At 71.7% G+C, this 26,735-nt stretch carries 18 protein-coding genes, 2 tRNA genes and 7 pseudogenes; 15 read left to right on the top strand and 12 right to left on the bottom strand.

Annotation, left to right across the window (positions count from 1 at the left end):
• Positions 1-58 precede the first annotated feature (58 nt).
• Positions 59-1,140: pseudogene (gene dusB / locus QQK45_RS15960) on the top strand (tRNA dihydrouridine synthase DusB).
• Between the two features lie 33 nt (positions 1,141-1,173).
• On the opposite strand, the gene QQK45_RS15965 reads toward dusB, so the two are convergent.
• Together QQK45_RS15965 and QQK45_RS15970 are read right to left on the bottom strand one after the other, a co-directional pair.
• Positions 1,174-2,916, bottom strand: coding sequence for a glycoside hydrolase family 13 protein (locus QQK45_RS15965; protein WP_284294122.1), 1,743 nt, complete (start codon positions 2,914-2,916; stop codon positions 1,174-1,176).
• 137 nt (positions 2,917-3,053) lie between these two features.
• Positions 3,054-4,088, bottom strand: coding sequence for a LacI family DNA-binding transcriptional regulator (locus tag QQK45_RS15970; RefSeq protein ID WP_284294123.1), 1,035 nt, complete (start codon positions 4,086-4,088; stop codon positions 3,054-3,056).
• Between the two features lie 250 nt (positions 4,089-4,338).
• Between QQK45_RS15970 and QQK45_RS15975 the strand changes: the two genes are divergently transcribed.
• From QQK45_RS15975 to QQK45_RS16010, 9 genes and pseudogenes are all read left to right on the top strand, one after another.
• On the top strand, positions 4,339-5,616 hold the full coding sequence (locus QQK45_RS15975) for a sugar ABC transporter substrate-binding protein (RefSeq protein WP_284294124.1): 1,278 nt from the start codon (positions 4,339-4,341) through the stop codon (positions 5,614-5,616).
• A 479-nt stretch (positions 5,617-6,095) separates the two neighbouring features.
• Positions 6,096-6,236: pseudogene (locus QQK45_RS22460) on the top strand (hypothetical protein); the annotation flags it as partial.
• Positions 6,237-6,958: 722 nt separating this feature from the next.
• Complete coding sequence (locus tag QQK45_RS22465) at positions 6,959-7,390, top strand: ABC transporter permease subunit (protein ID WP_348525257.1); 432 nt, start codon at positions 6,959-6,961, stop codon at positions 7,388-7,390.
• A 1-nt stretch (position 7,391) separates the two neighbouring features.
• Positions 7,392-8,327 (top strand): sugar ABC transporter permease, encoded by a 936-nt coding sequence (locus QQK45_RS15985; RefSeq protein ID WP_284294125.1) that lies wholly within the window; start codon positions 7,392-7,394, stop codon positions 8,325-8,327.
• A complete protein-coding gene (locus QQK45_RS15990) occupies positions 8,324-10,249 on the top strand; it encodes a glycoside hydrolase family 13 protein (RefSeq protein WP_284294126.1) in 1,926 nt (641 codons plus the stop codon). Before QQK45_RS15985 ends, QQK45_RS15990 begins: the two co-directional genes overlap by 4 nt.
• Positions 10,246-11,103, top strand: a complete 858-nt coding sequence (locus QQK45_RS15995; protein WP_284294127.1) for a carbohydrate kinase family protein — start codon at positions 10,246-10,248, stop codon at positions 11,101-11,103. Before QQK45_RS15990 ends, QQK45_RS15995 begins: the two co-directional genes overlap by 4 nt.
• Positions 11,104-11,110: 7 nt before the next feature.
• Positions 11,111-11,761, top strand: a complete 651-nt coding sequence (locus tag QQK45_RS16000) for an HAD family hydrolase (protein ID WP_284294128.1) — start codon at positions 11,111-11,113, stop codon at positions 11,759-11,761.
• Positions 11,762-11,763: 2 nt separating this feature from the next.
• On the top strand, positions 11,764-13,062 hold the full coding sequence (locus QQK45_RS16005; RefSeq protein ID WP_431310290.1) for a deoxyguanosinetriphosphate triphosphohydrolase: 1,299 nt from the start codon (positions 11,764-11,766) through the stop codon (positions 13,060-13,062).
• 33 nt (positions 13,063-13,095) lie between these two features.
• Complete coding sequence (locus QQK45_RS16010) at positions 13,096-13,968, top strand: DUF1295 domain-containing protein (protein WP_284294130.1); 873 nt, start codon at positions 13,096-13,098, stop codon at positions 13,966-13,968.
• Positions 13,969-13,991: 23 nt separating this feature from the next.
• On the opposite strand, the gene QQK45_RS16015 is transcribed toward QQK45_RS16010, so the two are convergent.
• Together QQK45_RS16015 and QQK45_RS16020 are read right to left on the bottom strand one after the other, a co-directional pair.
• Entirely contained in the window at positions 13,992-14,135 is a 144-nt protein-coding gene (locus QQK45_RS16015; RefSeq protein WP_284294131.1) for a hypothetical protein, read from the bottom strand.
• Between the two features lie 156 nt (positions 14,136-14,291).
• The gene (locus QQK45_RS16020) at positions 14,292-14,744 is read right to left on the bottom strand and encodes a VOC family protein (RefSeq protein WP_284294132.1); all 453 of its coding nucleotides are present in this window, start codon (positions 14,742-14,744) and stop codon (positions 14,292-14,294) included.
• 73 nt (positions 14,745-14,817) lie between these two features.
• On the opposite strand from QQK45_RS16020, the pseudogene QQK45_RS23355 reads away from it, so the two are divergent.
• From QQK45_RS23355 to dnaG, 3 genes and pseudogenes are all read left to right on the top strand, one after another.
• Positions 14,818-15,108: pseudogene (locus QQK45_RS23355) on the top strand (DUF6597 domain-containing transcriptional factor); the annotation flags it as partial.
• Positions 15,109-15,464: 356 nt separating this feature from the next.
• Entirely contained in the window at positions 15,465-15,824 is a 360-nt protein-coding gene (locus tag QQK45_RS16030) for a helix-turn-helix domain-containing protein (RefSeq protein WP_284294134.1), read from the top strand.
• Between the two features lie 10 nt (positions 15,825-15,834).
• Positions 15,835-17,783 (top strand): annotated as a pseudogene (gene dnaG / locus QQK45_RS16035) (DNA primase).
• Positions 17,784-17,869: 86 nt separating this feature from the next.
• On the opposite strand, the gene QQK45_RS16040 reads toward dnaG, so the two are convergent.
• Positions 17,870-17,942, bottom strand: a tRNA-Asn gene (locus QQK45_RS16040).
• A gap of 203 nt (positions 17,943-18,145) precedes the next feature.
• On the opposite strand from QQK45_RS16040, the gene QQK45_RS16045 reads away from it, so the two are divergent.
• Together QQK45_RS16045 and QQK45_RS16050 are read left to right on the top strand one after the other, a co-directional pair.
• Positions 18,146-18,520, top strand: a complete 375-nt coding sequence (locus QQK45_RS16045) for an SHOCT domain-containing protein (RefSeq protein ID WP_284294135.1) — start codon at positions 18,146-18,148, stop codon at positions 18,518-18,520.
• A 24-nt stretch (positions 18,521-18,544) separates the two neighbouring features.
• On the top strand, positions 18,545-18,775 hold the full coding sequence (locus tag QQK45_RS16050) for a hypothetical protein (protein WP_284294136.1): 231 nt from the start codon (positions 18,545-18,547) through the stop codon (positions 18,773-18,775).
• Between the two features lie 67 nt (positions 18,776-18,842).
• On the opposite strand, the gene QQK45_RS16055 is transcribed toward QQK45_RS16050, so the two are convergent.
• The 7 genes and pseudogenes from QQK45_RS16055 to QQK45_RS16085 form a co-directional block, all read right to left on the bottom strand.
• Complete coding sequence (locus QQK45_RS16055) at positions 18,843-19,346, bottom strand: GNAT family N-acetyltransferase (protein ID WP_284294137.1); 504 nt, start codon at positions 19,344-19,346, stop codon at positions 18,843-18,845.
• 38 nt (positions 19,347-19,384) lie between these two features.
• Positions 19,385-19,458 (bottom strand) — tRNA-Ile (locus tag QQK45_RS16060).
• Positions 19,459-19,555: 97 nt separating this feature from the next.
• Positions 19,556-20,968, bottom strand: a pseudogene (locus QQK45_RS16065) (GH1 family beta-glucosidase); the annotation flags it as partial.
• A gap of 64 nt (positions 20,969-21,032) precedes the next feature.
• Positions 21,033-23,323, bottom strand: a pseudogene (gene yicI, locus QQK45_RS16070) (alpha-xylosidase).
• Between the two features lie 16 nt (positions 23,324-23,339).
• Entirely contained in the window at positions 23,340-24,242 is a 903-nt protein-coding gene (locus QQK45_RS16075; protein WP_284294138.1) for a carbohydrate ABC transporter permease, read from the bottom strand.
• A gap of 82 nt (positions 24,243-24,324) precedes the next feature.
• Positions 24,325-25,011 (bottom strand): annotated as a pseudogene (locus QQK45_RS16080) (carbohydrate ABC transporter permease); the annotation flags it as partial.
• Positions 25,012-25,302: 291 nt separating this feature from the next.
• On the bottom strand, positions 25,303-26,625 hold the full coding sequence (locus QQK45_RS16085; protein ID WP_284294139.1) for an ABC transporter substrate-binding protein: 1,323 nt from the start codon (positions 26,623-26,625) through the stop codon (positions 25,303-25,305).
• Positions 26,626-26,735 lie beyond the last annotated feature (110 nt).

Here is a 26,735-nt window from a genome sequence, read left to right on the forward strand (position 1 = left end):
GCTGCCCCCGCTACGCATCGGGCCGCACACGATCGACACGCCGGTCGTGCTCGCACCCATGGCCGGCGTGACGAACAAGGCGTTCCGGACGCTGTGCCGCGAGCACGGCGCGGGCCTGTACGTCGCGGAGATGGTCACGAGCAGGGCGCTCGTCGAGCGGCACCCCGCCACCCTGCGGATCGTCACGTTCGACGAGGGCGAGTCGCCGCGCTCCGCCCAGGTGTACGGCGTCGACCCGGCGACGGTCGCGGGCGCCGTCCGGCTCCTGGCCACCGAGGGCCTCGCCGACCACGTCGACCTCAACTTCGGCTGCCCCGTGCCCAAGGTCACCAAGCGTGGCGGTGGCGGTGCGCTCCCGTGGAAGCGTGAGCTGTTCACCCGGATCGTCGCGGGCGCCGTCGAGGCGGGAGGCGCCTACGGGGTCCCTGTCACCGTCAAGACTCGCAAGGGCATCGACGACGAGCACCTCACCTACCTCGACGCCGGCCTCATCGCGGAGCGGAAGGGGCGGCGGCGATCGCGCTGCACGCCCGCACGGTCGAGCAGCACTACTCGGGCACCGCCGACTGGGCTGCGATCGCGACCCTCAAGGAGACCGTCCGCAGCATCCCCGTGCTCGGCAACGGCGACATCTGGTCCGCCGAGGACGCCGTCCGCATGGTCCAGGTCACCGGCGCAGACGGCGTCGTGGTGGGGCGCGGGTGCCAGGGACGGCCGTGGCTGTTCGCGGACCTCGCCGCCGCGTTCGCCGGGTCCGACGCGCGGATCCGCCCCGGCCTGCGCGAGGTCGCCGACACGATCTACCGCCACGGCGAGCTGCAGGTCGAGTACTGGGAGGACGAGGGCAAGGGCATGCGTGACCTGCGCAAGCACATGGCCTGGTACCTCAAGGGGTACGCCGTCGGCGGTGAGGCACGGTCGTCGCTCGCGCTCGTGTCGACGCTCGCCGAGCTGCGCGAACGTCTCGACGCGCTCGACCTCGACCAGCCCTACCCGGGCGAGGGCGCCGAGGGTCCGCGCGGCCGCTCCGGGACCCCCAAGACCGCGCACCTGCCGTACGGGTGGTTGGACTCGCGTGAGCTCACGCCGGAGCACCGGCAGCAGCTCGTCGAGGCGGAGCTCAGCGTCTCCGGCGGCTGACCCGACCTCGCCGCCGTACTTCGTCGCGGTGGGTCAGGCGCGGTACCAGACCGTCGTGTCCGAGGGGACGGCGACGGCGTCCGCGTCGTCCGTGAGCTCGCCCGACGCGACCAGGATCTCGGCGCCCGTCGGGAGCGCGACCGGGGCCCCGCCCAGGTTCGCGAGCACGACGACGTCACGGTTGCGCAGCGCGACGACGTGCGGGTCGTCCGCGAACACGTCGAGCCAGGCCAGGTCGCCCGTGCCGAGGTGCTCGGCCTTGCGGGTCGCCAGCGCGGTCCGGTACAGGTCGAAGGTGGAGCCCGGGGTGGTGCGCTCGACGTCGACCGCGTGCGCCGCGTACGACGACGGCTGCGGGAGCCAGGCCGCACCGTCGGGGGAGAAGCCGTAGGCGGGGGCGCCCGCCTCCCAGGGCATCGGGACGCGGCAGCCGTCGCGGCCCGCCTCGGCGCCGCGGGTGCGGAAGAAGGCGGGGTCCTGGCGGACGGCGTCGTCGAGGCTGGTGTGCTCGGGCAGGCCGAGCTCCTCGCCCTGGTACACGTAGGACGAGCCTGGCAGGCCGAGCATGAGCAGGCTGGCCGCGCGGGCGCGCCGCAGGCCGAGCGCGGCGTCGGGCTGCGGGTCGGTCGCGAACAGGCCGTTCGGCCGGTTCTCCGGCTCGGCGAGGCCGAGGCGCGACGCGTGCCGGACGACATCGTGGTTGGACAGCACCCAGGTGGCGGGCGCGCCGACCGCGTCGTTGGCCTTGAACGACGACTCGACGACGCCGCGCAGGCGGGCCGCGTCCCAGCCGGCGACGAGGAACGAGAAGTTGAACGCCTGGTGCATCTCGTCGGGGCGCACGTAGCGCGCGAGTCGCGAGAGCGGCTCGACCCACGCCTCGGCTACCATAGCGCGGTCGCCGTCGTAGGAGTCGAGGATCCGGCGCCAGGCGCGGTAGATCTCGTGGACGCCGTCCTGGTCGAACATCGGTCCGGAGTTGCCGGAGCCGTTTACGGCGTCCGTCCCGTCGGCCTCGGTGCCGTCGACCATCGCGACGTGGCCGTCCCAGTCGGGCAGCCCGTCGGCCTTGACCATGCCGTGCGCGACGTCGACGCGGAAGCCGTCGACGCCCCGGTCGAGCCAGAACCGCAGCACGTCCTCGAACTCGGTGCGGACCTCGGGGTTGGACCAGTCGAGGTCGGGCTGTGACGAGTCGAACAGGTGCAGGTACCACTGGCCGGGTGTGCCGCCGGGGCGCGTGGTGCGGGTCCAGGCGGGCCCGCCGAAGATCGACTGCCAGTTGTTCGGCGGTTCCTCGCCGCCGGCGCCGCGGCCCTCGCGGAACAGGTAGCGCGCGCGCTCGGGCGAGCCCTCGCCCGCGGCGAGCGCGGCCTGGAACCAGGCGTGCTGGTCGGAGGTGTGGTTGGGCACGAGGTCGACGACGACCCGCACGCCGCGTGCGTGCGCGGCCTCGAGCAGCGCGTCGAAGTCCGCAAGCGTGCCGAACAGCGGGTCGACGTCGCGGTAGTCGGCGACGTCGTAGCCGGCGTCCTTCTGCGGCGAGCGGTAGAACGGCGAGAGCCAGAGCGCGTCGACGCCGAGCTCGACGAGGTGGTCGAGGTGCGCGGTGATGCCCGGCAGGTCGCCGACCCCGTCGCCGTTCGCGTCGGCGAACGACCGCGGGTAGACCTGGTAGATCACCGCGTCGCGCCACCAGCTGCCCTCGGTCGCGCTGGCCGCGTGGACGGTGACGGCCTCGGTCGAGGGTGCGGGCGTCGAATCGATTCGGGTCATGGGAGGGGCTGTCCTCGCGTCGTCGGGGGAGAGTGGCGTCTCACTGGGTGATCAGCACGGCAAGACTGCGATGTACGTTGCAGCATCCTTGCACAACTCGCCCCGCGCCCGTCAACCGGAACGCGAGGGTCGCCCTCTCAGGCGACGGGTGCGGGTACCGGGGCGCTGCCCGTGGACTCGCGCACGACGAGCTCGGGCTGGAAGAGCAGCTCGCTCCTCGGCGCCCGGTCGCCGGAGATCTCGGTCAGCAGCGCGGCCACCGCGGCCCGTCCCATGGCCGCGACCGGCTGGCGCACCGTCGTCAGGGGCGGGTCCGTGAAGGCGATGAGGGGCGAGTCGTCGTAGCCGACGACGGACATGTCCGCCGGGACCGCGAGCCCCCGTGCGCGGACCGCCCGCGTGACGCCGAGCGCCATGAGGTCGCTCGCGCACACGACCGCGGTGTGCCCGCTCGCGAGCAGCTCCTCGGCCGCGGCCTGACCGCCCTCGAGCGTGAAGAGCGTGTTGACCACGTGCGTGCGCGCGTCCGCCTCGTCGGCCGCCAGGCCGTGCTGGACGAGCGCCCGCACGAACCCGTCCTGCTTGCGCTGCGTGGGGACGAAGCGCGTGGGCCCGGCCGCGAGGCCGATCCGCCGGTGCCCCAGGCTCACGAGGTGGCGCACGGCGAGCTCGGCGGCCTGGGCGTCGTCGGCCGAGACGAACGGCGCGTCGATGCCCTCGGCGTAGCCGCCCACGAGGACGATCGGCATGCCGCGCTCGCGCAGCCGGACGTAGCGGTCGCGGCCGGCCTGCGTGTCGGCGTGGAGCCCCGAGACGAACACGATCCCGTCCACCCCGTGCTCCATGAGGATCTCGACGTACTCGTCCTCGGTGGTGCCGCCGGGGGACTGCGTGCACAGCACGGGCGTGTAGCCGGCGTCGGAGAGGTGGTCCTCGATCACCTGGGCGAAGGCGGGGAAGACCGGGTTGACGAGCTCCGGCACGACGAGGCCGATGAGCCCGGCCGACCGGTGCTTGAGCCGCTCGGGGCGCTCATAGCCGAGCTGGTCGAGCGCCGAGAGCACGGCCTGGCGGGTCTCGCGAGAGACGTTGGCCTTGCCGTTGAGGACGCGCGAGACCGTCGCGGTGCTCACGCCCGCGAGCTGGGCCAGGTCTGCAAGACGGGTACGCACGGGTACGAGCGTAGTGGTCCGGCGCACAGGACCTCCTTGTCACTGGGATCTGGCCGGTCTTGCGACCGGCGCACACGGTTCGCCGCCGTCGGCGGACCGCTGGACTGCAACGAAACTGTAACGACGGCGACCGTGTTGCTGCAAGCGGTTGCACAGGGGGCCACCTTCCCCTACGGTCGTGCCATCCGAGGCCGACGGCGGCGTGTGCAGCCGAGCGGCCGCACACCGACCTCGATTGGGAGACACACCGATGCGACGGAGCATCTTCTCGGCGACGGCGGTCGCCCTCGGCGCCGCCCTCGCGCTCACCGCCTGCTCGTCCGGCGACTCGGGCAGCGGCGACAAGCCCTCCACGCCGTCGGCCGCGACCACGACCGACGCGCCGAAGCTCACGGGCACCCTCACGGTCTGGACCGACGAGACCCGCATCGACGTGTTCAAGAAGCTGGGCCAGGAGTACCAGCAGCAGTCGGGCGTCAAGGTCACGGTCGTGCAGAAGGCGTCGGCCGACATCCGCGCCGACTTCGTCAAGCAGGAGCCGACCGGCCAGGGACCCGACATCATCATCGGCGCCCACGACTGGACCGGGCAGCTCGTCACCAACGGCACGGTGCAGCCGATCGAGCTCGGCGACAAGGCGAGCGAGTTCTCGCCCGTGACCGTCTCCGCCTTCACCTACGACGGCCAGGTCTACGGCGTTCCCTACGCGATCGAGAACATCGCGCTCGTCCGCAACAACAAGCTCGCGGACAGCACGCCCGACTCGCTCGACGCCCTCATCACCCAGGGCAAGCAGATCGAGGCCAAGGACTCCAAGGTCAAGTACCCGTTCGTCGTCCAGCAGGGCAAGGACGGCGACCCGTACCACCTGTACCCGCTGCAGACGTCGTTCGGCGCCCCCGTCTTCAAGCAGAACGACGACGGGTCGTACACCGACACCATCGCCATGGGTGGCGACAAGGGGCACAAGTTCGCCGAGTACCTCCAGAAGCTCGGCAAGGACGGCGCCCTCGACACCGCGATCGACTCGCAGAAGGCCACCGACGCCTTCACCAAGGGCCAGACGCCCTACATCATCACGGGCCCGTGGAACACGCCGGCGTTCAAGAAGGCCGGCCTGGACATCACGGTCCTGCCGGTCCCGAGCGCGGGCGGCGAGAAGTCGAACCCGTTCGTCGGGGTCCAGGGCGCGTTCATCAGCGCCAAGGCGCAGAACCCGATCGTCGCCAACGACTTCGTCACGAACTTCCTCGGCTCCGAGGCCGTCCAGACCGAGCTTTACACGGCAGGTCAGCGCATGCCGGCCCTCACGGCCGCGGCCGACAAGGTCGACGACCCGATCATCAAGGGCTTCACCGCCGCCGCCGGCACGACGCCGATGCCGTCGATCCCGGCCATGGACTCCGTGTGGGCCTTCTGGGGCACGACCGAGGCGCAGATCATCTCGGGCTCGGCCAAGAACCCCGACGCCGCGTGGGACACCATGATCAAGAACATCCAGGCGGCCATCGACAAGTCGAAGGGCTGACGCCGGCGGACCGGCCCGCCCCCGCACCGTCGGGGCGGGCCGGCCTCGCTCCGCCCTCACTGCCCGCGCGCACGGGACGGCGACGCAGCCGAGCCGTGCGCCGTCCGGCAGCGGACCTCACGCATCGCACGAAAGAGACGACGATGACCGAGCAGACGCTCGCCCCCACCCCCGGACGTCGCACCCGGCGACGGCGGCAGCGACGGCCCCGCCGCGCGACCCACCGTCCCCCTCGTCCCGAGTCGCACGCGCGCCGGTTCAGCCCGGGCTGGATCGCCAAGCTGATCCTGGTCGGGCTCGTCGACGCCCTCGGCGTGTATGGCATCATCGCGGCCGCGGGGGTCCAGAGCTGGTGGATCGTCGCCTTCCTGGCGGCGGCGCTCGTCGTCGTCAACTGGGTGTACTTCTCGCGGCGCGCGGTGCCCGCGAAGTATCTCGTGCCGGGCCTGCTCTTCCTGCTCGTGTACCAGCTCTTCGTCATGGCGTACACGGGGTACATCGCGTTCACGAACTACGGCGATGGTCACAACTCGACCAAGTCCGACGCCATCTCCGCGATCGAGACCCAGAACCAGGAGCGGCTCCCCGACTCGGCGGCCTTCCCGGTCGCGGTGGTGAGCCGGGGCGACGAGCTGGGCTTCGCCGTCGTGCAGGACGGGAAGGCCGAGCTGGGAACGGCCGACGACCGGTTGGCCCCGGTCGACGGCGCGACCGTGCAGGCCGGCAAGGTCACCGCGGTGCCCGGCTGGACCGTACTCTCGTTCGCCGACATCGCCGGGCGCGCCGAGGCCGTGACCGCGCTCTCGGTGCCGGTGTCCGACGACGCCGCCGACGGGACCCTGCGCACCCAGAACGGGTCGGTCGCGTACGTCTTCTCGCCGGTGCTGCAGTACGACGCGAAGACCGACACGTTCACCAACACCAAGACCGGTGAGACGTACACCCCGAACGACCGCGGGAACTTCGTCTCCGCGAAGGGCGAGAAGCTCGAGCCGGGCTGGCGGGTCACCGTCGGCTGGGAGAACTTCACGAAGATGTTCACGGACTCGCGGCTGTCCGGGATCTTCCTCAAGGTCGTGCTGTGGACGTTCGCGTTCGCGTTCCTCTCGGTCGCGACGACCTTCTTCTTCGGTCTGTTCCTCGCGCTCGTGTTCAACGACCCGCGCGTCCGCGGGCGCAAGATCTACCGCTCGCTCCTCATCCTCCCGTACGCGTTCCCGGGCTTCCTCGCTGCCCTCGTGTGGAGCGGGATGCTCAACTCGAAGTTCGGGTTCGTCAACCAGGTTCTCCTGGGGGCGCGAACATCGACTGGCTGGGCGACCCGTGGCTCGCGAAGCTCTCGGTGCTCGGCGTCAACCTCTGGCTCGGCTTCCCCTACATGTTCCTCATCTGCACGGGCGCGCTGCAGTCCATCCCCGGTGACGTCATGGAGTCGGCGCGCATGGACGGCGCGGGCGCCTGGCGGGCCTTCCGGTCGATCACCCTGCCGCTGCTCATGGTGACGGTCGCGCCGCTCCTCATCTCGAGCTTCGCCTTCAACTTCAACAACTTCACGCTCATCTACCTGCTGACCGGAGGCGGCCCGGACTTCGTCGGGGCACCTGTGCCGGTCGGCAGCACGGACATCCTCATCTCGATGGTCTACTCGGTCGCCTTCGGGACCGGGTCGAACGACTACGGCCTCGCGAGCGCCGTGTCCATCCTCATCTTCATCGTCGTCGGCGTGATCTCGTGGATCGGCTTCCGGCGCACGCGCACCCTCGAGGAGCTCTGACATGGCCGCGAACGACCCGTTCACCGCCCCGATCTCCCGCGTCGCGGGCGACGCCGCCCCGACGGACGGACCCGTCAACGACACGCGCCTGCGCGGCGGACGCTGGTGGAAGGAGGTGGGCTGGCGACACGTCGTGGGCGTCGTCGTCATCGTCTACTGCCTGCTGCCGCTGCTGTACGTGCTGTCGGCCTCGCTCAACCCGAACGGCAGCCTCACCGGGTCGAACGACCTGTTCTCCTCCGTGAGCTTCGGCAACTTCACCGAGCTGTTCCACCGCGGGTTCGGCCAGTGGGCGGTCAACTCGCTCGTGATCTGCGTCGTGACGGCGATCGGCACCGTCCTCATGGGCGCGGCCGCCGCGTACGCGTTCTCGCGCTACCGGTTCCGGGGGCGCCGCGGCACCCTGACGGGCCTGCTGCTCGTCCAGATGTTCCCGCAGATGCTCGCCGCGGTCGCGCTGTTCCTCCTGCTGCTGCAGCTCAAGGACGTGTTCCCGGTCCTCGGCCTCAACTCGATCCCTGGCCTGATCGCCGTCTATCTCGGCGGAGCCCTGGGCGTGAACACGTTCCTGCTGTACGGGTTCTTCAACACCGTGCCCAAGGAGCTCGACGAGGCTGCGCGCATCGACGGCGCCAGCCACGCCCAGATCTTCTGGACGATCATCATGCCGCTCGTCACGCCGATCCTCGTCGTGGTGGGCCTGCTGTCGTTCATCAGCACGTACGGCGAGTTCTTCATCGCGAGCACGATCCTGCAGTCGAACACCAAGTTCACGCTCGCGATCGGCCTGTACCAGTGGGCGTCGGACGAGCGCAATGCCCCGTGGGGCCTGTTCGCGGCGGGCGCGGTGCTCGCGGCGATCCCGGTGATCCTGCTGTTCCTCTTCCTGCAGAAGTACATCGTCGGGGGCCTGACGTCGGGGTCGGTCAAGGGATGACGGCCCCGACCACGAGCGTGGCCGCGTCGACGGGAGTCGGCAGCGGCCACGCCGGACGGACGCGCCTTCTGACGGACCTGCCGCACCACGACGGCTCCGAGTCGTACGTCCCTACCGGCACGCCCGCGCTCGGCGACGCCGTCCCCGTCCGCGTCCGGGTGCCCCACGGCCCCGACGGGCCCGGCGACGACGACGTGTGGGTCCGCGTGGTGCAGGACGGCGAGCCGCTCCTCGTCCAGGCGCGGCCGGAGCGCCGCGACGAGCACGAGACGTGGTTCGTCGCGGACGTCGTCGCGCACAACCCGGTGACGTCGTACCGGTTCTTCCTGGGGCCTTCGACCCGGCCCGGCGGCCACCGGTGGCTCACGGGCCGGGGCGTGGCGACGCGCGACGTGCCCGACGCATCCGACTTCCGGCTCAGCACCCACGCGCCGGCGCCGGGCTGGGGGACGGGCTCGTTCGTCTACCAGGTCTTTCCGGACCGGTTCGCGCGCTCGACCCGCGCCGACGCGCACGAGGCGCCGGAGTGGGCCGAGCCGAGGGCGTGGAACGACCCCGTCGACGGCTTCGGGCCGGGCGCCGGACGACAGCTCTACGGCGGCGACCTGTGGGGGATCGCGGAGCACCTCGACCACCTCGAGCGGCTCGGCGTCGACGTCCTCTACCTGACGCCGACGTTCCCGGGCCGGTCCAACCACCGCTACGACGCCACGACGTTCGACCGGGTCGACCCGCTGCTGGGCGGCGACGAGGCGTTCGCCGCCCTGGCGCGCGCCGTGCACGCCCGGGGCATGCGGATCATGGGCGACCTGACGACCAACCACACGGGCGTCGGGCACGAATGGTTCCGCCGCGCGCTCGCGGAGCCCAGCGCGCCCGAGCGCGACTACTACTACTGGACCCCGGACGGGCACGTCGGGTGGCTCGGCCACCCGAGCCTGCCGAAGCTCGACCACGGTGCGCCGGGGCTCGCGGACCGGCTGGTCCGCGGCCCGGGCTCCGTCGTCGGGCGGTGGCTCGCGGGTGGCGACGGCGATCCGGACGCCGGTCTCGACGGCTGGCGGATCGACGTCGCCAACATGACGGGCCGGTACCGCGACGCGGACCGCGCGCACGCGGTGGCCCGCGAGATCCGGGCGACGATGGCGCAGGTGCGCCCCGACGCGCTCCTCGTCGGCGAGCACTTCCACGACTCCGGCGCCGACGCCCAGGGCGACGGCTGGCACGCCGTCATGAACTACTCGGCGTTCACGCGCCCGCTGTGGTCGTGGCTCGTGCCGCACGGTGCGGTGCGCTCGCTCGAGCTGCCCGGGCCGATCGCGCGACGCGACGGCTGCGCGACCGTCGCGACCATGCGGGAGTTCGCGTCCGCGGTGCCGTGGTCGGTCACGCGGTCGCAGTGGAACATGCTCGCGTCGCACGACACGCCCCGCCTGAGGACCATCGCCGGTTCGGCCGACCTCGCGCAGGCCGCAGCCACGATGCTCTTCACCTACCCGGGCACGCCGGTCGTGTTCGCGGGAGACGAGCTCGGGCTCGAGGGCCGCAACGGCGAGGAGTCGCGCACCCCCATGCCGTGGGACCGGCCGGGCGACCGCGACGAGGCGACGCTCGCGCACTATGCGACGCTCGCGCGCCTCCGGCGATCGAGCCGCGCGCTCCGCGAGGGCGGGCTGCGCTGGGTCATGGTCGACGACGACGCCGTCGCCTACGTCCGCGAGACTGTCGACGAGCGTGTCCTCGTCCTGGTGGCGCGCGCACCGTGGCCGGGGGCCCACCTGCCCGCGGGCACCCTGCTCGGTGCTGACGCCCTCGAGACTCTGCTCGGCGACGCGCCGCTCCGGGTCTCAGGCAGAGGCGCCGACCGCGTGCTCGCGCTGCCCGGCGACGGGCCTGCTGCGTCCGTGTGGCGGCTCGTGTGACCGCTCCCGAGCTGCTCGTCGCCGGGCCGGCGTCGTGGAACGAGATCGTCCACCTCGACGCGCTGCCCGACGCCACGCCGCACACGGTCTTCGCGAACGCCTCGTACTGCACGGTCGGCGGCACGTCGGCGGGCAAGGCGCTCAACCTCGCCGCGCTCGGCCGCCGCGTCCTGCTGCGGACCGTCCTCGGCGACGACGACGCCGGGCGGTCCGTGCGCGCCGCGCTCGACGTTCCCGGGCTCGAGCTCGCCGCGGCGACCGCCTCCGACGGGCGCACCGAACGACACCTCAACCTCATGGGCGCGGGGTCGGAGCGCCTGTCCGTGTACCTGCACGCGCCGTCCGACGTCGCCACGGGCGACCCGGGCTGGGACCGGACGCTCGCCGCGCTCGACGAGGTGCGCGCCGTCGTCGTCGACCTGGCGCCGCACGCGCAGCCGCTCCTCGCCGAGGCCGCCCGGCGCGGCGTTCCGGTGTGGGCGGACGTCCACGACTGGGACGGGCGCGCGCCGTTCCACCGGCCGTGGGTCGACGCCGCCGCGTACCTGTTCCTCAGCTCCGAGCGGCTGCCCGCGTACCGGGAGCTCATGACCGAACGGGTCGCTGCGGGCGCGCGGCTCGTCGTGTGCACGCACGGCGCCGCCGGAGCGACGGCCCTCGACGGCGCCGGCCGGTGGCACGAGGTCGACGCGGTCCCCGTCGAGCGGGTCGTCGACACGAACGGGGCGGGCGACGGGTTCGTCGCCGGGTTCCTGGACGCCCAGCTCGACGGCGCCGACGTCCCCGAGGCGCTCGCCGCGGGCGCCTCGCGCGCGGCCCGCGTCGTGACGAGCGAGGCCCTCGCTCCGGCATGATGGGCGGGTGACCGAACCCGGGGTGGCTTCCGCAGTCCGGCACGTCCTGTTCGACGCCGACGGCGTGCTGCAGGTCGTGCCCGACGGCGACTGGTACGCGCTCGTGGAGCCGTACGTCGGCGAGCGGGCGCGCGAGTTCCTCCACCGGGCGTGGAAGCTGGAACGTCCCACCCTGGCGGGTGAGGGAGCGCTCCTGCCCCTCCTCGCGGGCCTGCTCGAGGAGTACGGCGTCCGTGCCTCGGCCGACGAGGTGTTCGCGGCGGCCTGGTGCCGGCTCGACGTCGTCCCCGAGACGCTCGCCGTCGCGCGGGCGCTGCGGAGGAACGGCTACGGGATCCACCTCGGCACCAACCAGGACGCGGGCCGCGCCGCCTACCTGCGTTCGGCCTTCGGGTACGACACCCTCTTCGACACGAGCTGCTACTCGTGCGAGCTCGGGATCGCCAAGCCCGACCCGGCGTTCTTCGTCGAGGCGGCCCGCCGGATCGGCGCCGCGCCGCACGAGATCCTGTTCGTCGACGACACGGCCGCGAACGTCGAGGGCGCCGCCGTCGCGGGCCTCGTCGCGTTCCGGTGGTCCGTCGACGACGGGCACGCCGCGCTCCTCGACCTGCTCGCACGGCACGGGGTCGACGGCCGCGACGTCGTTAAGGTGTGACCGTGCACACCAACCCGCTGCGTCCCGCCGCAGGGGCCCCCGTGGCGGGCTACGACGACGCCGCCGAGGAGCGCTGGCTCCCCGAGCCTCCCAAGTCGAGCGCCCGGACCGCCTTCGAGCGCGACCGGGCGCGACTCGTCCACTCGTCCGCGCTGCGCCGGCTCGGCGCCAAGACCCAGGTGCTCGGTCCGGGGACCGACGACTTCGTCCGCACCCGCCTGACCCACACGCTCGAGGTCGCGCAGGTGGGCCGCGAGCTCGGCAAGGCGCTCGGGTGCGACCCCGACGTCGTCGACAGCGCGTGCCTCGCGCACGACCTCGGTCACCCGCCGTTCGGGCACAACGGCGAACGCGCGCTGGCCGAGGTCGCCGCCGACATCGGCGGGTTCGAAGGCAACGCGCAGACGCTGCGCCTCCTCACCCGGCTGGAGCCCAAGCGCGTCGCGCCGGACGGCCGGTCGGTGGGCCTCAACCTGACGCGCGCGACCCTCGACGCCGCGACGAAGTACCCGTGGGGACCAGGGGAGGGGCCCCTGCGAGCCGACGGCACCCCGACGCCCAAGTTCGGCGTGTACGACGACGACCGCGAGGTCTTTGCGTGGCTCCGAGCGGGCGTCCCCGGCGGTCCGGACAGCCACGCGCGCTGCATCGAGGCCGACGTCATGGACCTCGCCGACGACATCGCCTACAGCGTCCACGACGTCGAGGACGCCGTCGTCGGCGGGCGCCTCGACCTCGCGGTGCTGGCGGAGGACGAGTCGCGCGCGCGAGTCGTCGAGGCCGTGCACGCCTGGTACGGGCGCCAGCTCGACGCTGCCGCGCTCGAGGCGGCCGTCGACCGCCTGCTCGCCACCGGCGACCTCGTCACCGGGTTCGACGGCTCCCGCCGCGCGCTCGCGACCCTCAAGGACGCGACGAGCCAGCTCATCGGCCGCTTCAGCAGGTCCGCGCAGCACGCCACCCGCGAGGCCTACGGGGACGGGCGCCTCACCCGCTACGCCGCGCGGCTCGTGGTCCCGGACGAGACGACGGCGGAGATCCTCGTGCTCAAGGGCGTCGCCGTCGCGTACGTCATGGCGCCCCGCGAGGCCGAGCCGCTGTACCTGCGCCAGCGCGAGATCATCGCCGACCTGGCGCGCGTCCTGCTCGACCGGGCGCCGTCGGCGCTCGAACCCCACTTCGCCGAGGACTTCGAGGCCGCCCCCGACGACGCGGCCCGGCTGCGCGTCGTCGTCGACCAGGTCGCGGCCCTCACCGACCTGTCAGCCATGCAGCTCCACGCACGACTCGTGCGCGCCTGACGATCGCGGCGACCGCCGCTCAAGGAGAAGCCTGTGCACGCCGTCCTGTGGACCGCCCTCGGAGTCACGCTCGCCACCTGGCTGCTCGCCGTCGTCACACGCGACGCCTCGTGGGTCGACCGGATCTGGTCGATCGTGCCCGTCGCCTACGCCTGGATCTTCACCGGCACGGGTGGGTGGGACGCGCGGGCCGTGCTCGTGTCGGTGCTCATCACCTGCTGGGGAGCGCGCCTCACGTTCAACTTCGCACGCAAGGGCGGTTACAGCGGGACCGAGGACTATCGGTGGCCGATCCTGCGCCGTCGGATGAAGCCGTGGCAGTGGCAGGTTTTCCTCCCGCTGTTCGTCTCGGGGTTCCAGAACGCCCTGCTCGTCGCCATCACGCTCCCGGTGTGGAGCATGGGGTGCGTCCCCGCCGGCACCGCCGTCGGATGGATCTCGTATGCGCCGCTCGACCACGTGACCTTCGCCGTCACGCCGGCCGACCTGCACCCCGTCGGCGGGTGGGACGTCCTCCTGGTCGCGCTGTTCGTGCTCTTCCTCGCCGGCGAGACGTGGGCCGACCAGCAGCAGTGGGTCTTCCACCGCCGCAAGCACGACGCCGCCGCCCGGGGAGAGACCGTCGAGCCCGGCTTCCTCGACACGGGCCTCTTCCGGTACTCGCGCCACCCCAACTTCTTCTGCGAGCAGGCCCAGTGGTGGGTGGTGTGGCTGTTCGCCGTCGTCGCACGCGGTGAGGACTGGGGCTGGACCGTCGTGGGCGCCGTCGCGCTCACCGGCCTGTTCGTCGGGTCGACGCGGTTCACCGAGTCGCTGTCGGCGGCCAAGTACCCGGCGTACGCGGGCTACCAGCGCCGGACGTCGATGTTGGTCCCGTGGTGGCCGCGCCGGGCCGCCACTGCCTGAGAGCGTCTCTGACGGGACCGAGGTCAAGCCCGCGACGGGGTGTCGTCGTACTCGACGTACGCCGCCTCGACCTCGCACGCCGTGCAGCGGAACCACCAGACGACCGCGGCGAAGGTGCCGAAGTCGCGGCGCTGCGGTTCCAGCTCGATCTGGGGGTGCTCGCACATGGGTGCTCCTTCGACGGCGGTGGGGGTGGGCGACGATCCTCGCGCCCGACACCCACACGAGAGGTCCAGGACAGCAGGAGAGACGGATCCCTGATGCCGTTCGTGACCTCCCGTGCGCCGCTCAGGGCTGCACGCTGCCGACGGGGCCGCTCACGCTCAGCTCGCGTCGGTCGCCATCCACGCGTCGGAGGCCCGCTGGACGTCCGCGGCGGTGATCTCGGGTGCGACGTGGACGAAGAACCAGCGGTGACCGAACGGGCAGCGCAGCTCGGACTGCCGGAAGCCCTCGAACCAGTCGACGGGCTCGGCCACGGCCGTCGCTCCTGCGGCGACGGCACGCGCGAACGTTGCGTCGACGTCGTCGGCGCTGGACAGGTTCACGGTGAACGACACCGGCACGAAGCCCGCCGGGTCAGGCGCCACCGACGAACCGGCGAACGCCGTCGCGACCGTGAACGTCGAGCCGCCGAGGCTCAGGTCCGAGTGGATGATCGCCTCGCCAGCGGTGATCGCGTCGATCACCTCGGCGCCGAACGCCGCCACGTAGTAGTCGATGGCCGCGCGGGCGTCGGTCACGGTCAGGTTCGGGTGCAAGGTGGAGTTCTGCATGGTCGTCTCCTCGGCGTGGTCGGAACGGTACGTCTCCATGCTCGTGTCGGCGCCACCTGGCAGTCTTGCAGGAATGCGACAGGTGTTCGACGACGTCCGGTCGGCTCACGTGGCCCGCGAGGCGGCGGGACGGTCCACCGACGGGATCGTCGACCCTACCGGCGCGCGGGCGTGGTTCACGCTCGACCGCAGGGCGCCGAGCCCCGAGCTCGCGGACGTCGTCGGGTGGTACTGGGTGAGCCGCTGGAACCTGGGCGCGCGGTCCCACGTCCAGCCGGTCATCGCGCACCCGGTGGTGAACGTCGTCGCCGAGCCGCACGGCTTCGCGGCGCACGGCTTCGTCCCGGGCGTCGACGAGCGACGCCTCACCGGGCACGGCGTCGCCGTGGCGGCGATGCTCCGCCCGGGCGCGTTCGCCGTCCTCAGTCGCGGCGCGACCCTCGCGCCGCCCGCGCGGCCCTCTCCGGGCGCCCCGCCCCGGACCATGCCGGCGGCCGACCTCTTCGGCTCCGCGGCCGCCACGGCAGGTGCCCTCGCGGTCGAGGACGGTCTCGACGGCCGGGTCGACGACGCCGTCGCGCACCTCGACGCGCTCCTGCGCCCGCTCGTCGCCGCACGCCGCCAGGCGCCCGACGCGCAGCGGGCCTGGCGGGACCTCGCGCTCGTCACCGCGGCGGTCGACGCGGCCCGCGACGCCGTCGGTCCGGGGAGACGGTCGACGTGCTCGCGCGGCACCTCGCGGTCTCCGTGCGGGGACTGCAGCGCGCGTTCGAGCGGATCGTCGGGGTCGGGCCCAAGTGGGTGCTGCAACGCCAACGCGTGCACCGCGCGGCCGAGCTCCTCGCCGTCGACCCGACCCAGGACCTCGCGGCGCTCGCGGAGGGCGTCGGCTACTACGACCAGGCGCACTTCACGCGCGACTTCGTCACGGCGACCGGGACGACGCCGGGCGCGTACGCGCGCCGGTGCGCGGCGAGCCTCGCGGCGCTCGGCCCGGGACGGGTCGCCGACGGCGGCGGTCCCGTGCGCACGGGCCGCGCCCTGGGTGGGGCCGCCCGGGGGACCGCCGCGCGCACCTAGGATGGGAGGCGTGGCAGGCCGGATCCGACGCGAGGACGTGGATGCCGTCCGCGACCGCACGCGGATCGAGGAGATCGTCGGCCAGCACGTCACGCTGCGGCCCGCGGGCGTGGGCTCACTCAAGGGCCTGTGCCCCTTCCACGACGAGCGCACCCCGTCCTTCCACGTGCGGCCCCAGGTGGGGCGGTGGCACTGCTTCGGCTGCGGCGAGGGCGGCGACGTCATCTCGTTCGTGCAGAAGGTCGACGGGCTCGGTTTCACGGAGGCCGTCGAGTACCTGGCCGGCCGGGTCGGGATCCAGCTCCGCTACGAGGACGGCGGCGGGCCGCGCACGCGCGAGGAGCCCGGTCGCCGGCAGCGCCTGCTCGACGCGAACCGCCAGGCGTCGGCCTACTACACCGAGCAGCTCGTCAGTCCCGGTGCGGCCGCGGGCCGCGCGTTCCTGGCCGAGCGCAGCTTCGAGCGCGCGGACGCCGAGACGTTCGGGGTCGGGTACGCGCCCCAGGGCTGGGACAACCTGCACCGCCACCTGCGTTCCAAGGGCTTCACCGACGCCGAGCTCCTCGCCGCCGGGCTCGTCACCCAGGGCCAGCGCGGCGTGTACGACCGGTTCCGGGGGCGCCTGATCTGGCCGATCCGCGACGTCACCGGGGAGGTCGTGGGCTTCGGTGCGCGCCGCCTGTTCGACGAGGACCAGGGCCCCAAATACCTCAACACCCCCGAGACGACGCTCTACAAGAAGTCGCAGGTCCTCTACGGGATCGACCTCGCGAAGCGGAGATCGCCAAGCAGCGCCGGGCGGTCGTCGTCGAGGGCTACACCGACGTCATGGCCGCGCACCTGTCCGGCGTGACGACCGCGGTCGCGACCTGCGGCACGGCGTTCGGCTCCGACCACGCCCGGATCGTGCGGCGCCTGCTCGGCGACACGTCCGCGGGAGGCGGGGTGCAGCTCGCGAGCGGGCAGTCCGTGGGCGGCGAGGTCATCTTCACGTTCGACGGCGACGCCGCCGGGCAGAAGGCCGCGCTGCGGGCGTTCGGGGAAGACCAGCGCTTCTACGCCCAGACGTTCGTGGCCGTCGAGCCGACCGGCAAGGACCCGTGCGAGCTGCGGCTCGCGGGCGGCCCCGAGGCGGTCCGTGCGCTCGTGGACGGCCGTCTGCCCCTGTTCGAGTTCGTCGTCCGCTCGACCATCGCGCGCTACGACCTCGCGACCCCGGAGGGCCGGGTGGGCGCGCTGCGCGAGGCCGCCCCCGTCATCGCGGGCATCCGCGACACCGCCCTCCGCCCCGAGTACGCACGGCTCCTCGCCGGCTGGCTCGGGATGGACTCCGACACGGTCCGCCGCGCCGTCTCCTCGGCCAAGCCCCCTCGCCTCACGCCCGAGCGGGTCGAGGGCGGCCGGGACCCTGGAAGCCGGAGGACGCCGTCGGGCGCGGAGCCGAGCGCGGCGCCGCCCGCACCGACGCTCGTGCGGCCCAATCCGCGCGACCCCGTCGCCGCGCGCGAGCGGCAGGCGCTCGAGGTCGTGCTGCAGGTCCCGCACGCGCTCGACGCCGCGATGTTCGACGCCCTCGGGCCCGAGACTTTCGCGGTCCCTGCGTGGCGTGCCGTGCACGACGCCGTCCGCGCCGCCGGCGGACTGGCCGCGGCCGCAGCACGGCCCGAGTCCGCGTGGGTGGAGCTCGTGGGGGAGCAGGCGCCCGAGCCGGTCCGCCCGCTCATCACCGAGCTCGCGGTCACGCCGCTACCAGCGGACCGGTCCGAGGCCCTCGCCTCGTACGCACAGGGCGTCGTCCGGTCGCTCGTGGACCTGGGCCTCACCCGTCAGATCGCCGACCTGCGCGGGCGCCTGCAACGCACCGACCCGACGGCCGACGCGGAGGGCTACGCCCGGACGTTCCAAGAGCTGCTCGCCATCGAGCAGCAGCGGCGCGTGCTGCGGGAGTCCGTGGCCTGACCCGACGCGTCGGAGGATCAGTGTCGAGTCGAGCAGGCCGAAGGCCCGGATCCCAAGGGATTCCGGGCCTTCGCGCCGTCGTAGAGCTCCTGCGGCTGGACTCGAACCAGCGACCGTCCGATTAACAGTCGGATGCTCTGCCAACTGAGCTACGCAGGATCGCGGGGTAAAGCCTAGCAGCCCGGACAGGGTGCTTCGGACCATCGCAGGTGGTCATCCGTTCCGGGTGAACTGATCGGACGAGCCGTGCTCTTCCCGCGCCAAACGCACACACCGGTGCTAGTTTCCGAAGCATCGTGAGGCGGACGTCCCGGGCGCTTGCGTCACGACCCGGACATCTTCACCTGCCGAGGAGGCACACCGTGAGCTTCTGGAACTACTTCTGGCTCGTCGTCGAGATCTTCTTCTTCTTCGCGTACCTCGTCGTCCTGTTCATGATCATCACGGACCTGTTCCGCGACCACAAGCTCTCGGGCTGGTGGAAGGCGCTGTGGGTGATCTGCCTCATCATCTTCCCGTTGATCACGGCCCTCGTGTACGTGATCGCGCGGGGCAACGGTATGGCCGCGCGGCAGGTCCAGGCACAGCAACAGGCCAGGGCCGCGACCGACAGCTACATCCGTGAGGTCGCCGGTGCGTCGCCCGCCGACCAGATCGCGACCGCCAAGGAGCTCCTCGACTCCGGCGCCATCGACCAGGCCGAGTTCGACAAGCTCAAGGCCGCAGCGCTCGCCTGAGCGCTCGACCGCGGAGGCAGCGAGATGTTCGAGTACTGGATCCGTGACCTCGACGGGGACCACCGCGGCACCCTGGTCCGCGCCGAGTACGACGACGACGCGATCGCCGCGGTCAAAGCCCGGATCAAGTCCGGCGAGATCGGCCCGTTCCGGGGCGAGATCTCGCTGATCCGGTCCGACGGCGACGCCATCGAGACGTGGGACGGCCCGGACCAGGTGTTCTACCTGGAGGAGCACGGCACGCCCGGCGCCTGAGACGCGCCGTCGTCGCCGAGAAGCACGAGGAGCCCGCACCCAGGAGGGTGCGGGCTCCTGCGTCGTCTCAGGGGCGGCGTTCCAGGCACGCGAGGCGTGGACGGTCCGGCTCCCACGACTCGACGGGTACGAACCCCCGACGGGCGTACGAGCGGATCGCGTCCGTCCGCCACTCCCACACCGAGAGCCTGACGTGGCCGCCGCCCAGCCCGATGGCGGTGTCGAGAAGGGCCCCGCCCACCCCGGCTCGTCGGTGCGCCGGGTCGACCCAGAACCGTTTGAGCTCGGTCAGTCCGTCGGGTCGTGGCGTCAGCACGACGATGCCCATGGCGCCCCCGGCGGGACCCGCCAGGAGGATCCGCGCTCCCTCGAACGCCTCTGCCGGGGCGTGCACCTCGAGGAGGTGGCGGGGGTGCAGCGGGGCGTCGGCGCCCGGACCCTCAGGGCCGAGGTGCTCGTGCTTCTCGCGCTCGGTGCGTCGCAGGTAGTCCTCGAGGAGCCGCCCGACGTCGTGCGCGTCGTCGGGCAGACGGGCGGTGCGGACGGGCACGGCAGGGGGTGCGGGCGTCATCGAGTCCTCGAAGGGCGGCGTGCCTCGGCACGTGCGAGTAGGGCAGGTGGGGCTTGAACCCACGACCGACGGATTATGAGTCCGCTGCTCTGACCGGCTGAGCTACTGCCCCGCGTCGACAGCGTACCGGCCCGTCCCGCACCCTCGTGCGGATGCGGGACGGGCCGGGAGGCGTGTCGGACCGTGGTGCCGCCGTCAGGCGGGGAGACCTCGTCGACGCCGGGCAGGGTGCGCGTGGTCGCGAGGCGGCGGTACCAGTGCGCCGAGTCCTTCCAGGTGCGCACGAGCGTGTCGTAGTCGACGCGGATGATCCCGAACCGCTTGGAGTACCCGTAGCTCCACTCGAAGTTGTCGAGCAGCGACCACGCGAAGTACCCGCGCACGTCGGCGCCCGCGTCGACGGCCGTGCCGACGGCGTCGACGTGGTCGTGCAGGTAGGCGACGCGCTCGGGGTCGTGGACGGCGCCGTCGGGGGACACGACGTCGTCGAACGCGGCGCCGTTCTCCGTGACCATGAGCGGCTGGTCCGGGTAGGTGGCGTGCAGCGAGAGCAGCAGGTCGGTCATGCCCTGCGGCTCGATGTTCCAGCCCATCGCGGTGTATGGGCCGGGCTGCTCCAGGAACTCGACGTCGGTGACGCCGACCCACGGGGTGGCGGCCGACTCGGCGTGGCCGTCGTTCTGCTCGGGCGCGCCGTCGCCGGCGAAGTGCCGGACCCGCGCGGTCGAGTAGTAGTTGACGCCCAGCACGTCGAGGGGCTGGCGGGTGATCGCGAGGTCGCCGTCCTCGACGAACGACCAGTCCGTCACGTGGGCGGTGTCCGCGAGGAGGTCGTCCGGGTAGGCGCTGTCGAGGAGCGGACCCAGGAACGCGCGGTTGGCGAGCGCGTCGATCTTGCGGACGGCGTCGGCGTCCTCGGCGCTGTCGGTGTCGGGGCGCACGACGTGCAGGTTGAGGGTGACGGACGTCTTCGCGTCGTCGCCAAGGACCTCGCGGATCGCCTTGACGGCCAGGCCGTGGGCGAGGTTGAGGTGGTGGACGGCGCGCAGCGCGCCCTCACCCTCCGTGCGACCGGGGGCGTGCACGCCGGAGGCGTAGCCCAGGTACGCCGAGCACCAGGGCTCGTTGAGCGTCGTCCAGGTGTCGACGCGGGCGCCGAGCTCCTCGGCCATGCGGCGGGCGTACTCCGCGAACGCGTACGCGGTGGTGCGGTTGGTCCAGCCGCCGGCGTCCTCGAGCTCCTGGGGGAGGTCCCAGTGGTAGAGCGTGACGACCGGCTTCACGCCGGCCTCGCGGAGCGCGTCGACGAGGCGCGAGTAGAACGCGATGCCGGCCTCGTTGAACTCGCCCGTCCCGCCCGGCTGCACGCGCGGCCACGAGATCGACAGCCGGTAGGCGTCGAGCCCGAGGTCGCGGATGTGCTGCACGTCCTCGGCCCAGCGGTGGTAGTGGTCGTCGGCGACGTCGCCCGTGTCACCGTTCAGCACCTTGCCGGGCGTGCGGGAGAACGTGTCCCAGATCGACGGCCCGCGGCCGTCCTCGTCGGCGGCGCCCTCGATCTGGTACGCGGCGGTCGCGGAGCCCCAGACGAAGTCGTCCGGGAACCGTCGTGGCGTGGTCATGCTTCTCCTCGGGTGCTGGTGCGGGGCTGGCCAGGAAGCCAGAAGGTGTTCCGGTGCGCTGCGTTCATCGTGCCAGATCCGTCGAACCGATCCGACCCTCGACCGTCCCCGGCTCGAACCGGACCGTGCGGTCGCCGAGGCGCAGCGCCCAGGCGCTCGTCGACGTCGTCGTGACCACGACCTCGTCGCCCGTGCGCCGGACGTGGAACTCGGCGTCGGCGGCGCCGACCCCGGCGTCGGCGGCGGGGACCACGAGCGTCGACTCGTGGCCGTCCGCGAGCTCGACGAGGTGGAGCGTGACGCCGTCGGCCCAGTCGTAGTCGGTCGTGCCGTCCTCGGCCCCGATCGGCAGGACCGTGTCCGGCCGGACGAGCAGCGGCAGGGAGTCGAAGCCGTGGCGCTGCCTCACCCAGCGGGGTCCGGTGACGGTCGACCCGTCGAGCAGCGACGTCCAGGTGCCCTCCGGCACGTAGATGTCGACGTCGCCGTCGGCGCTGAACACGGGCGCGACGAGGAGCGCCGGACCGAGCAGGTACTGCGTGTCGACGTCCCAGCCGCCGCGGTCCTCGGGCAGCTCGAGCACCATCGGCCGCATGAGCGGGGTCCCGTGTCGGACGACGTCGCGCGCGGCCGCGCCGAGGTAGGGCAGGAGCGAGAGCTTGAGCCGGGTGAAGCGGCGGGTCACGTCGACGGCCTCGTCGTCGAACGCCCACGGCACCCGGACCGAACCGGAGCCGTGCAGGCGCGAGTGCGACGAGAGCAGGCCGAACGCGAGCCAGCGCTTGAACACCGCCGGGTCGGGGTCGCCCTCGAAGCCGCCGATGTCGTGGCTCCAGTAGCCGAAGCCCGACATGGCGAGCGAGAGCCCGCCACGCAGGGTCTCGGCCATCGACACGAACGTCGAGTCGTTGTCGCCGCCCCAGTGCACGGGGTACTGCTGGCCGCCCGCGGTGGCCGACCGGGCGAACAGCGCCGCCCGGCCCGTGCCGCGCTTGCGCTCGAGCAACTCGAACACCGTCCGGTTGTACAGGTGCGTGTAGTAGTTCCGCATCTTCTGCGGGTCGGAGCCGTCGTGCCAGACGACGTCGTCGACGGGGATGCGCTCGCCGAAGTCCGTCTTGAAGCAGTCGACGCCCATGTCGAGGAGGGCCTCGAGCTTGCTCGCGTACCACGCGGCCGCGGCCGGGTTGGTGAAGTCGACCAGCCCCATGCCCGCCTGCCAGAGGTCCCACTGCCAGACGTCGCCGTCCGCCGTCCGCAGCAGGTACCCCTTCTCCGCGGCCTCCGCGAACAGGGGCGACTTCTGCCCGATGTAGGAGTTGATCCACACGCAGATGCGCAGACCCTTGTCCTTGTAGCGGGCCAGCATGCCCTCGGGGTCCGGGAAGGTCCGGGGGTCCCATTCGAAGTCGCACCACTGGTACTCGCGCATCCAGAAGCAGTCGAAGTGGAACACCGACAGCGGGATGTCGCGCTCGGCCATGCCGTCGACGAACGACGTCACGGTCCGCTCGTCGTAGCTCGTGGTGAACGACGTGGTGAGCCACAGACCGTACGACCACGCCGGCACCTGAGGGGCCGCCCCGTGAGCGCGGTGTAGCGCTCGAGGACGTCCTTGGGTGTCGGGCCGTCGATCACGTAGTACTCGAGGTGCTCGCCGGCGACCGAGAACTGCGTGCGCTCGACCATCTCCGAGGCGACCTCGAACGACACCAGTTCCGGGTGCGCGACGAACACGCCGTAGCCGGCGCTCGTCACGTAGAACGGGACGTTCTTGTACGCCTGCTCGCTGGAGGTGCCGCCGTCGGCGTTCCAGAGGTCGACGGTCTGGCCGTTCTTGACGAACGGTCCGAACCGCTCGCCCAGGCCGTAGACCTTCTCGCCCACGCCGAGCGCGAGCTGCTCGTGGACGAACGTGCCCTCCGGCGTCGTCGCGACACCCGCGCCCTTCGGGAGGCTCGACGTGAGGACCCGGCCGCGCGACTCGAAGTCGACGCGCCACGGTCCGGTGCGGCGGACCCGCACCGACAGGTCGCCCGTCGTGAGGACCGCCGCGTCGTCGTCCACGTGGGTGGTGACCGCGACGTCGGACGCGTGGACAGTGAACTCCGGGTGGCGACGCCGTGCCCCCGCCCAGTGCTCGACCCGTACCTTGACGACGCCCTCCGCGGGGCTCGAGTAGGTGAGCGTCACGAGGGGCTGGTTCAGGGTGTCGCCCCGCCCGCGCACGTGCTTGGTGGCGGCCCAGACCGTGAGGGTGCCCGTCTCGGGGTCGGCGCTGACGTCGTCGACCTCGACGGGGTGGAGGACCTCGACGCCGGGTCGCAGCTGCCAGTAGCCGTCGGTGAACTTCATGGTGGGGTGGGGCTCCTTACTTGACCGCGCCGGCGGTGATCCCGCGGGTCAGCGTCCGCTGGAAGAAGAGGAAGAAGATCAGGGTCGGGATCAGGGAGACGAGCGTGCCCGCGTTGAGCGTCGGGACGTCGAGCATGCGGTCGCCCTGCAGGGACGCGAGCGCGATCGGCACGGTCTGCGTGTCGTTGGTCGTGAGCATGACGAGCGGGATGAAGAACTCGTTCCACGTCCAGATGAAGAAGAAGATCAGCAGCACGGACAGCGTCGGGCGCACGACGGGGAAGACGACGCGCCACAGGATCTGCCACCGGTTCGCGCCGTCCAGCGAGGCCGCCTCGAGCAGCGCGCGCGGGAACGTCCCGAGGACCGACGACAGGAGGTAGGTGCCGAACGCCGCCTGGATGACCGTGAAGATCAGGACGATGGACCAGCCCGAGTTGTTGAGCCCGATGTCCTGCATCATGCGGAACAACGGGTAGATCAGCACCTCCTGCGGCAGCATGTTCGCGAGCAGGAACACGCCGACGATCCAGAGCCGGCCCCTGACGCGGCCGATGCCGATCGCGAACGCCGACAGCAGCGAGAGCGCGACGCCGAAGATCGCGACGAGGCCGGACGTCCAGATCGAGTTCCACAGCTTGACGGGGAAGTCGACCCGGTCCCAGAAGACCTTGAGGCCGTGCGTGTAGAACTCGTGGGGCCACGACAGCGGCCCGTGCGCCGAGTAGTCGTCCGGCGACTTGAAGGTGTTGAGCAGCATGATCACGAACGGGGCGATCATGAGCAGCGCGACGATCGCGGACACGACGAGCAGGACCCATCGCAGCGCGCCCCGGTGGAACCGGTCGCGTCCGCGACGCTCGCCCTCGCCGGTGCCGGTCGTCGGGGCGCCGGGCAGGGTCTCGGTGACGGCGGCCATCACGCACCCTCTCTTCCTTGCGGGCGCTGCGGTTCTGCAGCAGCTGGATGACGGAGGCGACGACGATGATGATCACCGTCAGGACGGTCGCCACGGCGGCGCCGTAGCCGACCTTCGACTTGTCGAAGAAGTTGAGGTACGAGTAGTACGACGGCACGAGGGTCGAGCCCTCGGGCCCGCCGCGCGTCAGCACGTAGATCGGTGCGAACACCTTGAGCGCCGCGATCGTGCAGGTCAGCGTGATGACGAACGTCTCCGGCTTGATCTGGGGCAGCGTGATCGCGCGGAACCGGGCCCACCAGTTCGCACCGTCGAGTTCTGCGGCCTCGTACAGGTCGGGGTCCACGCGCTGCAGCGCCGACATGAAGATGACGGTCGGGTAGCCGATCTGGATCCAGATCAGCACGAGCATCACGGACGGCAGGGCGGTCGAGGGGTTGCCCAGCCAGTCGGGCGGGTTCTCGATCCCGATCCCGTGGAGGATCTGGTTGAGGGCGCCGGTCTGGGCGTTGAGGATCCAGTTCCACAGGATGCCCGCGACGGCGACGGGGAGGATCTGCGGCAGGTAGTACGTGGCGCGCAGCACGCTCGCGACGCGTCCGTTGAAGTGCTTGCCGATGTAGTCGAAGAGCAGCGACGCGAGGAGCAGGCCGATCACCGTCGGGATGATCACCATCGCGATGATCATCCACACCGAGTTGCGGAACGACTGCCAGAACTGGTCGTCGTGCATGAGGTCGGCGTAGTTGTCGAGGCCGACCCAGGTCATCTGGGTGATGCCGCCGCGCCACTTGTGCAGCGAGTACCAGATGTTGAGGACGAACGGGATCCCGATGATCGCGACGAACGCCGCGAGACCAGGGATCAGGTAGAGCCAGTACGTCGACGGCACCCAGCGCCGTCGACCGGAGCCGCGCCGGGGGCGCGTCGCGCCGTGGGCGGCGCCGAGGAGTCCTGCGTGGGCAGGGTGGCGGGTGCGGAAGACATGGGTTCTCTCTCTTCGGGCGACAGGGGGCCGGGGGCGGGCCCGGACGCGCGGAGGCGTCCGGGCCCGGCCGCGTCAGCCGCCCAGGAGGTCGTCCTTGCCGGACTCGTACTGCTTCTGGAGCTGGCTCAGCACGTCGGAGGTCGACTTCGATCCGTTCACGACGGACTGCAGGGCGCTGACGATCTGGTCGTAGAAGCCCGCGACCGGCCAGTCGGGGTAGAACGCGAGCGAGTCGCCCGAGACGAGCTTCTGGAACTGCTCGGTGAACGTCTTGGTCTTCGCGTCGGTGATGGTCGAGGCGTCACCAGCGATCGGCAGGCCGCCCTTCTGGCCGAGGACGTTCTGGACCTCGTCGCTCAGGGTGATGTCGATGAAGTCCTCGGCGAGGCCCTTGTTCTTGGCGTTCTGCGGCACGACCCAGAGGTTGCCCGACGAGCCGAGCGCGAAGTCGGAGCCGGGGAACTGGAACTGGCTCCAGTCGAACTTCGCCTCGTTCACGAGGCGCCCGAACCACCACGAGCCGGAGACCATGATCGGGTACTTGCCCGAGATGAAGGACGTGCCCATGTCCTCGGCGGTCAGGCCGGCCGAGTTCTTCGGGATGTAGCCCTTCTTCGTCCAGTCGCTGATCGTGTCGGTCGCGGACGTGAGCTGCTGACCGTGCCAGTCGACGTCGGTCTTGAAGAGCTGGTAGGCGTCGATCCACGACCGGTCCGCCTTGGTCAGCGCGAGCTGGTACCAGAGCTGGCCGAGCGGGTACTCGGCGCCGGCCGGGTTGAGCGGCGTGACGCCGGCGGCCTTGAACTTCGCGAGCGCGGCGGTGAACTCGTCGAGCGTCGTCGGGACGGCGACGTCGTACTTCTTGAACATGTCGGCGTTGTAGTAGACGGTCACGTACTCGCCGTAGTTCGGGATGCCGTACCAGGAGCCCGAGCCCATGAGCCCGTTCTCGTCGTACTGGGCGGTCGTGGCGATCGAGCCGGTGACCTTCTTGTCCCAGCCGCGGTCCTTCACGACGTCGCTGAGGTCGGTGAGGAGGCCCTGGGAGGCGAGCTGCCCGGCCGTCGCGTTGCCCTTGTTGTACTCCATGACGTCGGGCACGTCGTCGCCGGTGAGGATGATCTTGGCGTTCTTCTGGATCTGCTCGAACGTCTGCGACTCCGTCTTCACGGTGACGCCCGGGTGCTTCTCCTTGAAGATCTCGATGGCCTTGGCCCAGGCCTGGCCCATCGCCGAGTCGTCGGACTCGTAGTCCCAGATGGTGAGGGTCTTGCCGTCCGCGTTGGCGGTGGCGTCGTCGGAGCCGCCGCCTCCGTCGCCGCCGGAGCAGGCGGTCAGGGTCAGGGGCAGGGCCAGGGCGGCGGCCAGAGCGCCGGCCGTGATCTTGCGCTTCACGGTGTGTCCTTCCGTTGGGTGCGTCGTTGCAGCGATGCGTCGATGCGGTGCGTCGTTGCGGGGTGATGCTGTGGACGTCGGTGTCGCAGGGTGGGTGGGGTGGGGTGCTG

Origin of the sequence: Luteimicrobium album (assembly GCF_030161555.1) — a bacterium.
GTDB classification, from domain to species: Bacteria; Actinomycetota; Actinomycetes; order Actinomycetales; family Cellulomonadaceae; genus Luteimicrobium; species Luteimicrobium album.

Coding starts and splice junctions, on each gene's coding strand:
- QQK45_RS15965 (WP_284294122.1), bottom strand. CDS start 2,916: ATGACCCGAATCGATTCGACGCCCGCACCCTCGACCGAGGCCGTCACC.
- QQK45_RS15975 (WP_284294124.1), top strand. CDS start 4,339: ATGCGACGGAGCATCTTCTCGGCGACGGCGGTCGCCCTCGGCGCCGCC.
- QQK45_RS15985 (WP_284294125.1), top strand. CDS start 7,392: ATGGCCGCGAACGACCCGTTCACCGCCCCGATCTCCCGCGTCGCGGGC.
- QQK45_RS15990 (WP_284294126.1), top strand. CDS start 8,324: ATGACGGCCCCGACCACGAGCGTGGCCGCGTCGACGGGAGTCGGCAGC.
- QQK45_RS16015 (WP_284294131.1), bottom strand. CDS start 14,135: ATGTGCGAGCACCCCCAGATCGAGCTGGAACCGCAGCGCCGCGACTTC.
- QQK45_RS16020 (WP_284294132.1), bottom strand. CDS start 14,744: ATGCAGAACTCCACCTTGCACCCGAACCTGACCGTGACCGACGCCCGC.
- QQK45_RS16050 (WP_284294136.1), top strand. CDS start 18,545: ATGTTCGAGTACTGGATCCGTGACCTCGACGGGGACCACCGCGGCACC.
- QQK45_RS16055 (WP_284294137.1), bottom strand. CDS start 19,346: ATGACGCCCGCACCCCCTGCCGTGCCCGTCCGCACCGCCCGTCTGCCC.
- QQK45_RS16075 (WP_284294138.1), bottom strand. CDS start 24,242: ATGGCCGCCGTCACCGAGACCCTGCCCGGCGCCCCGACGACCGGCACC.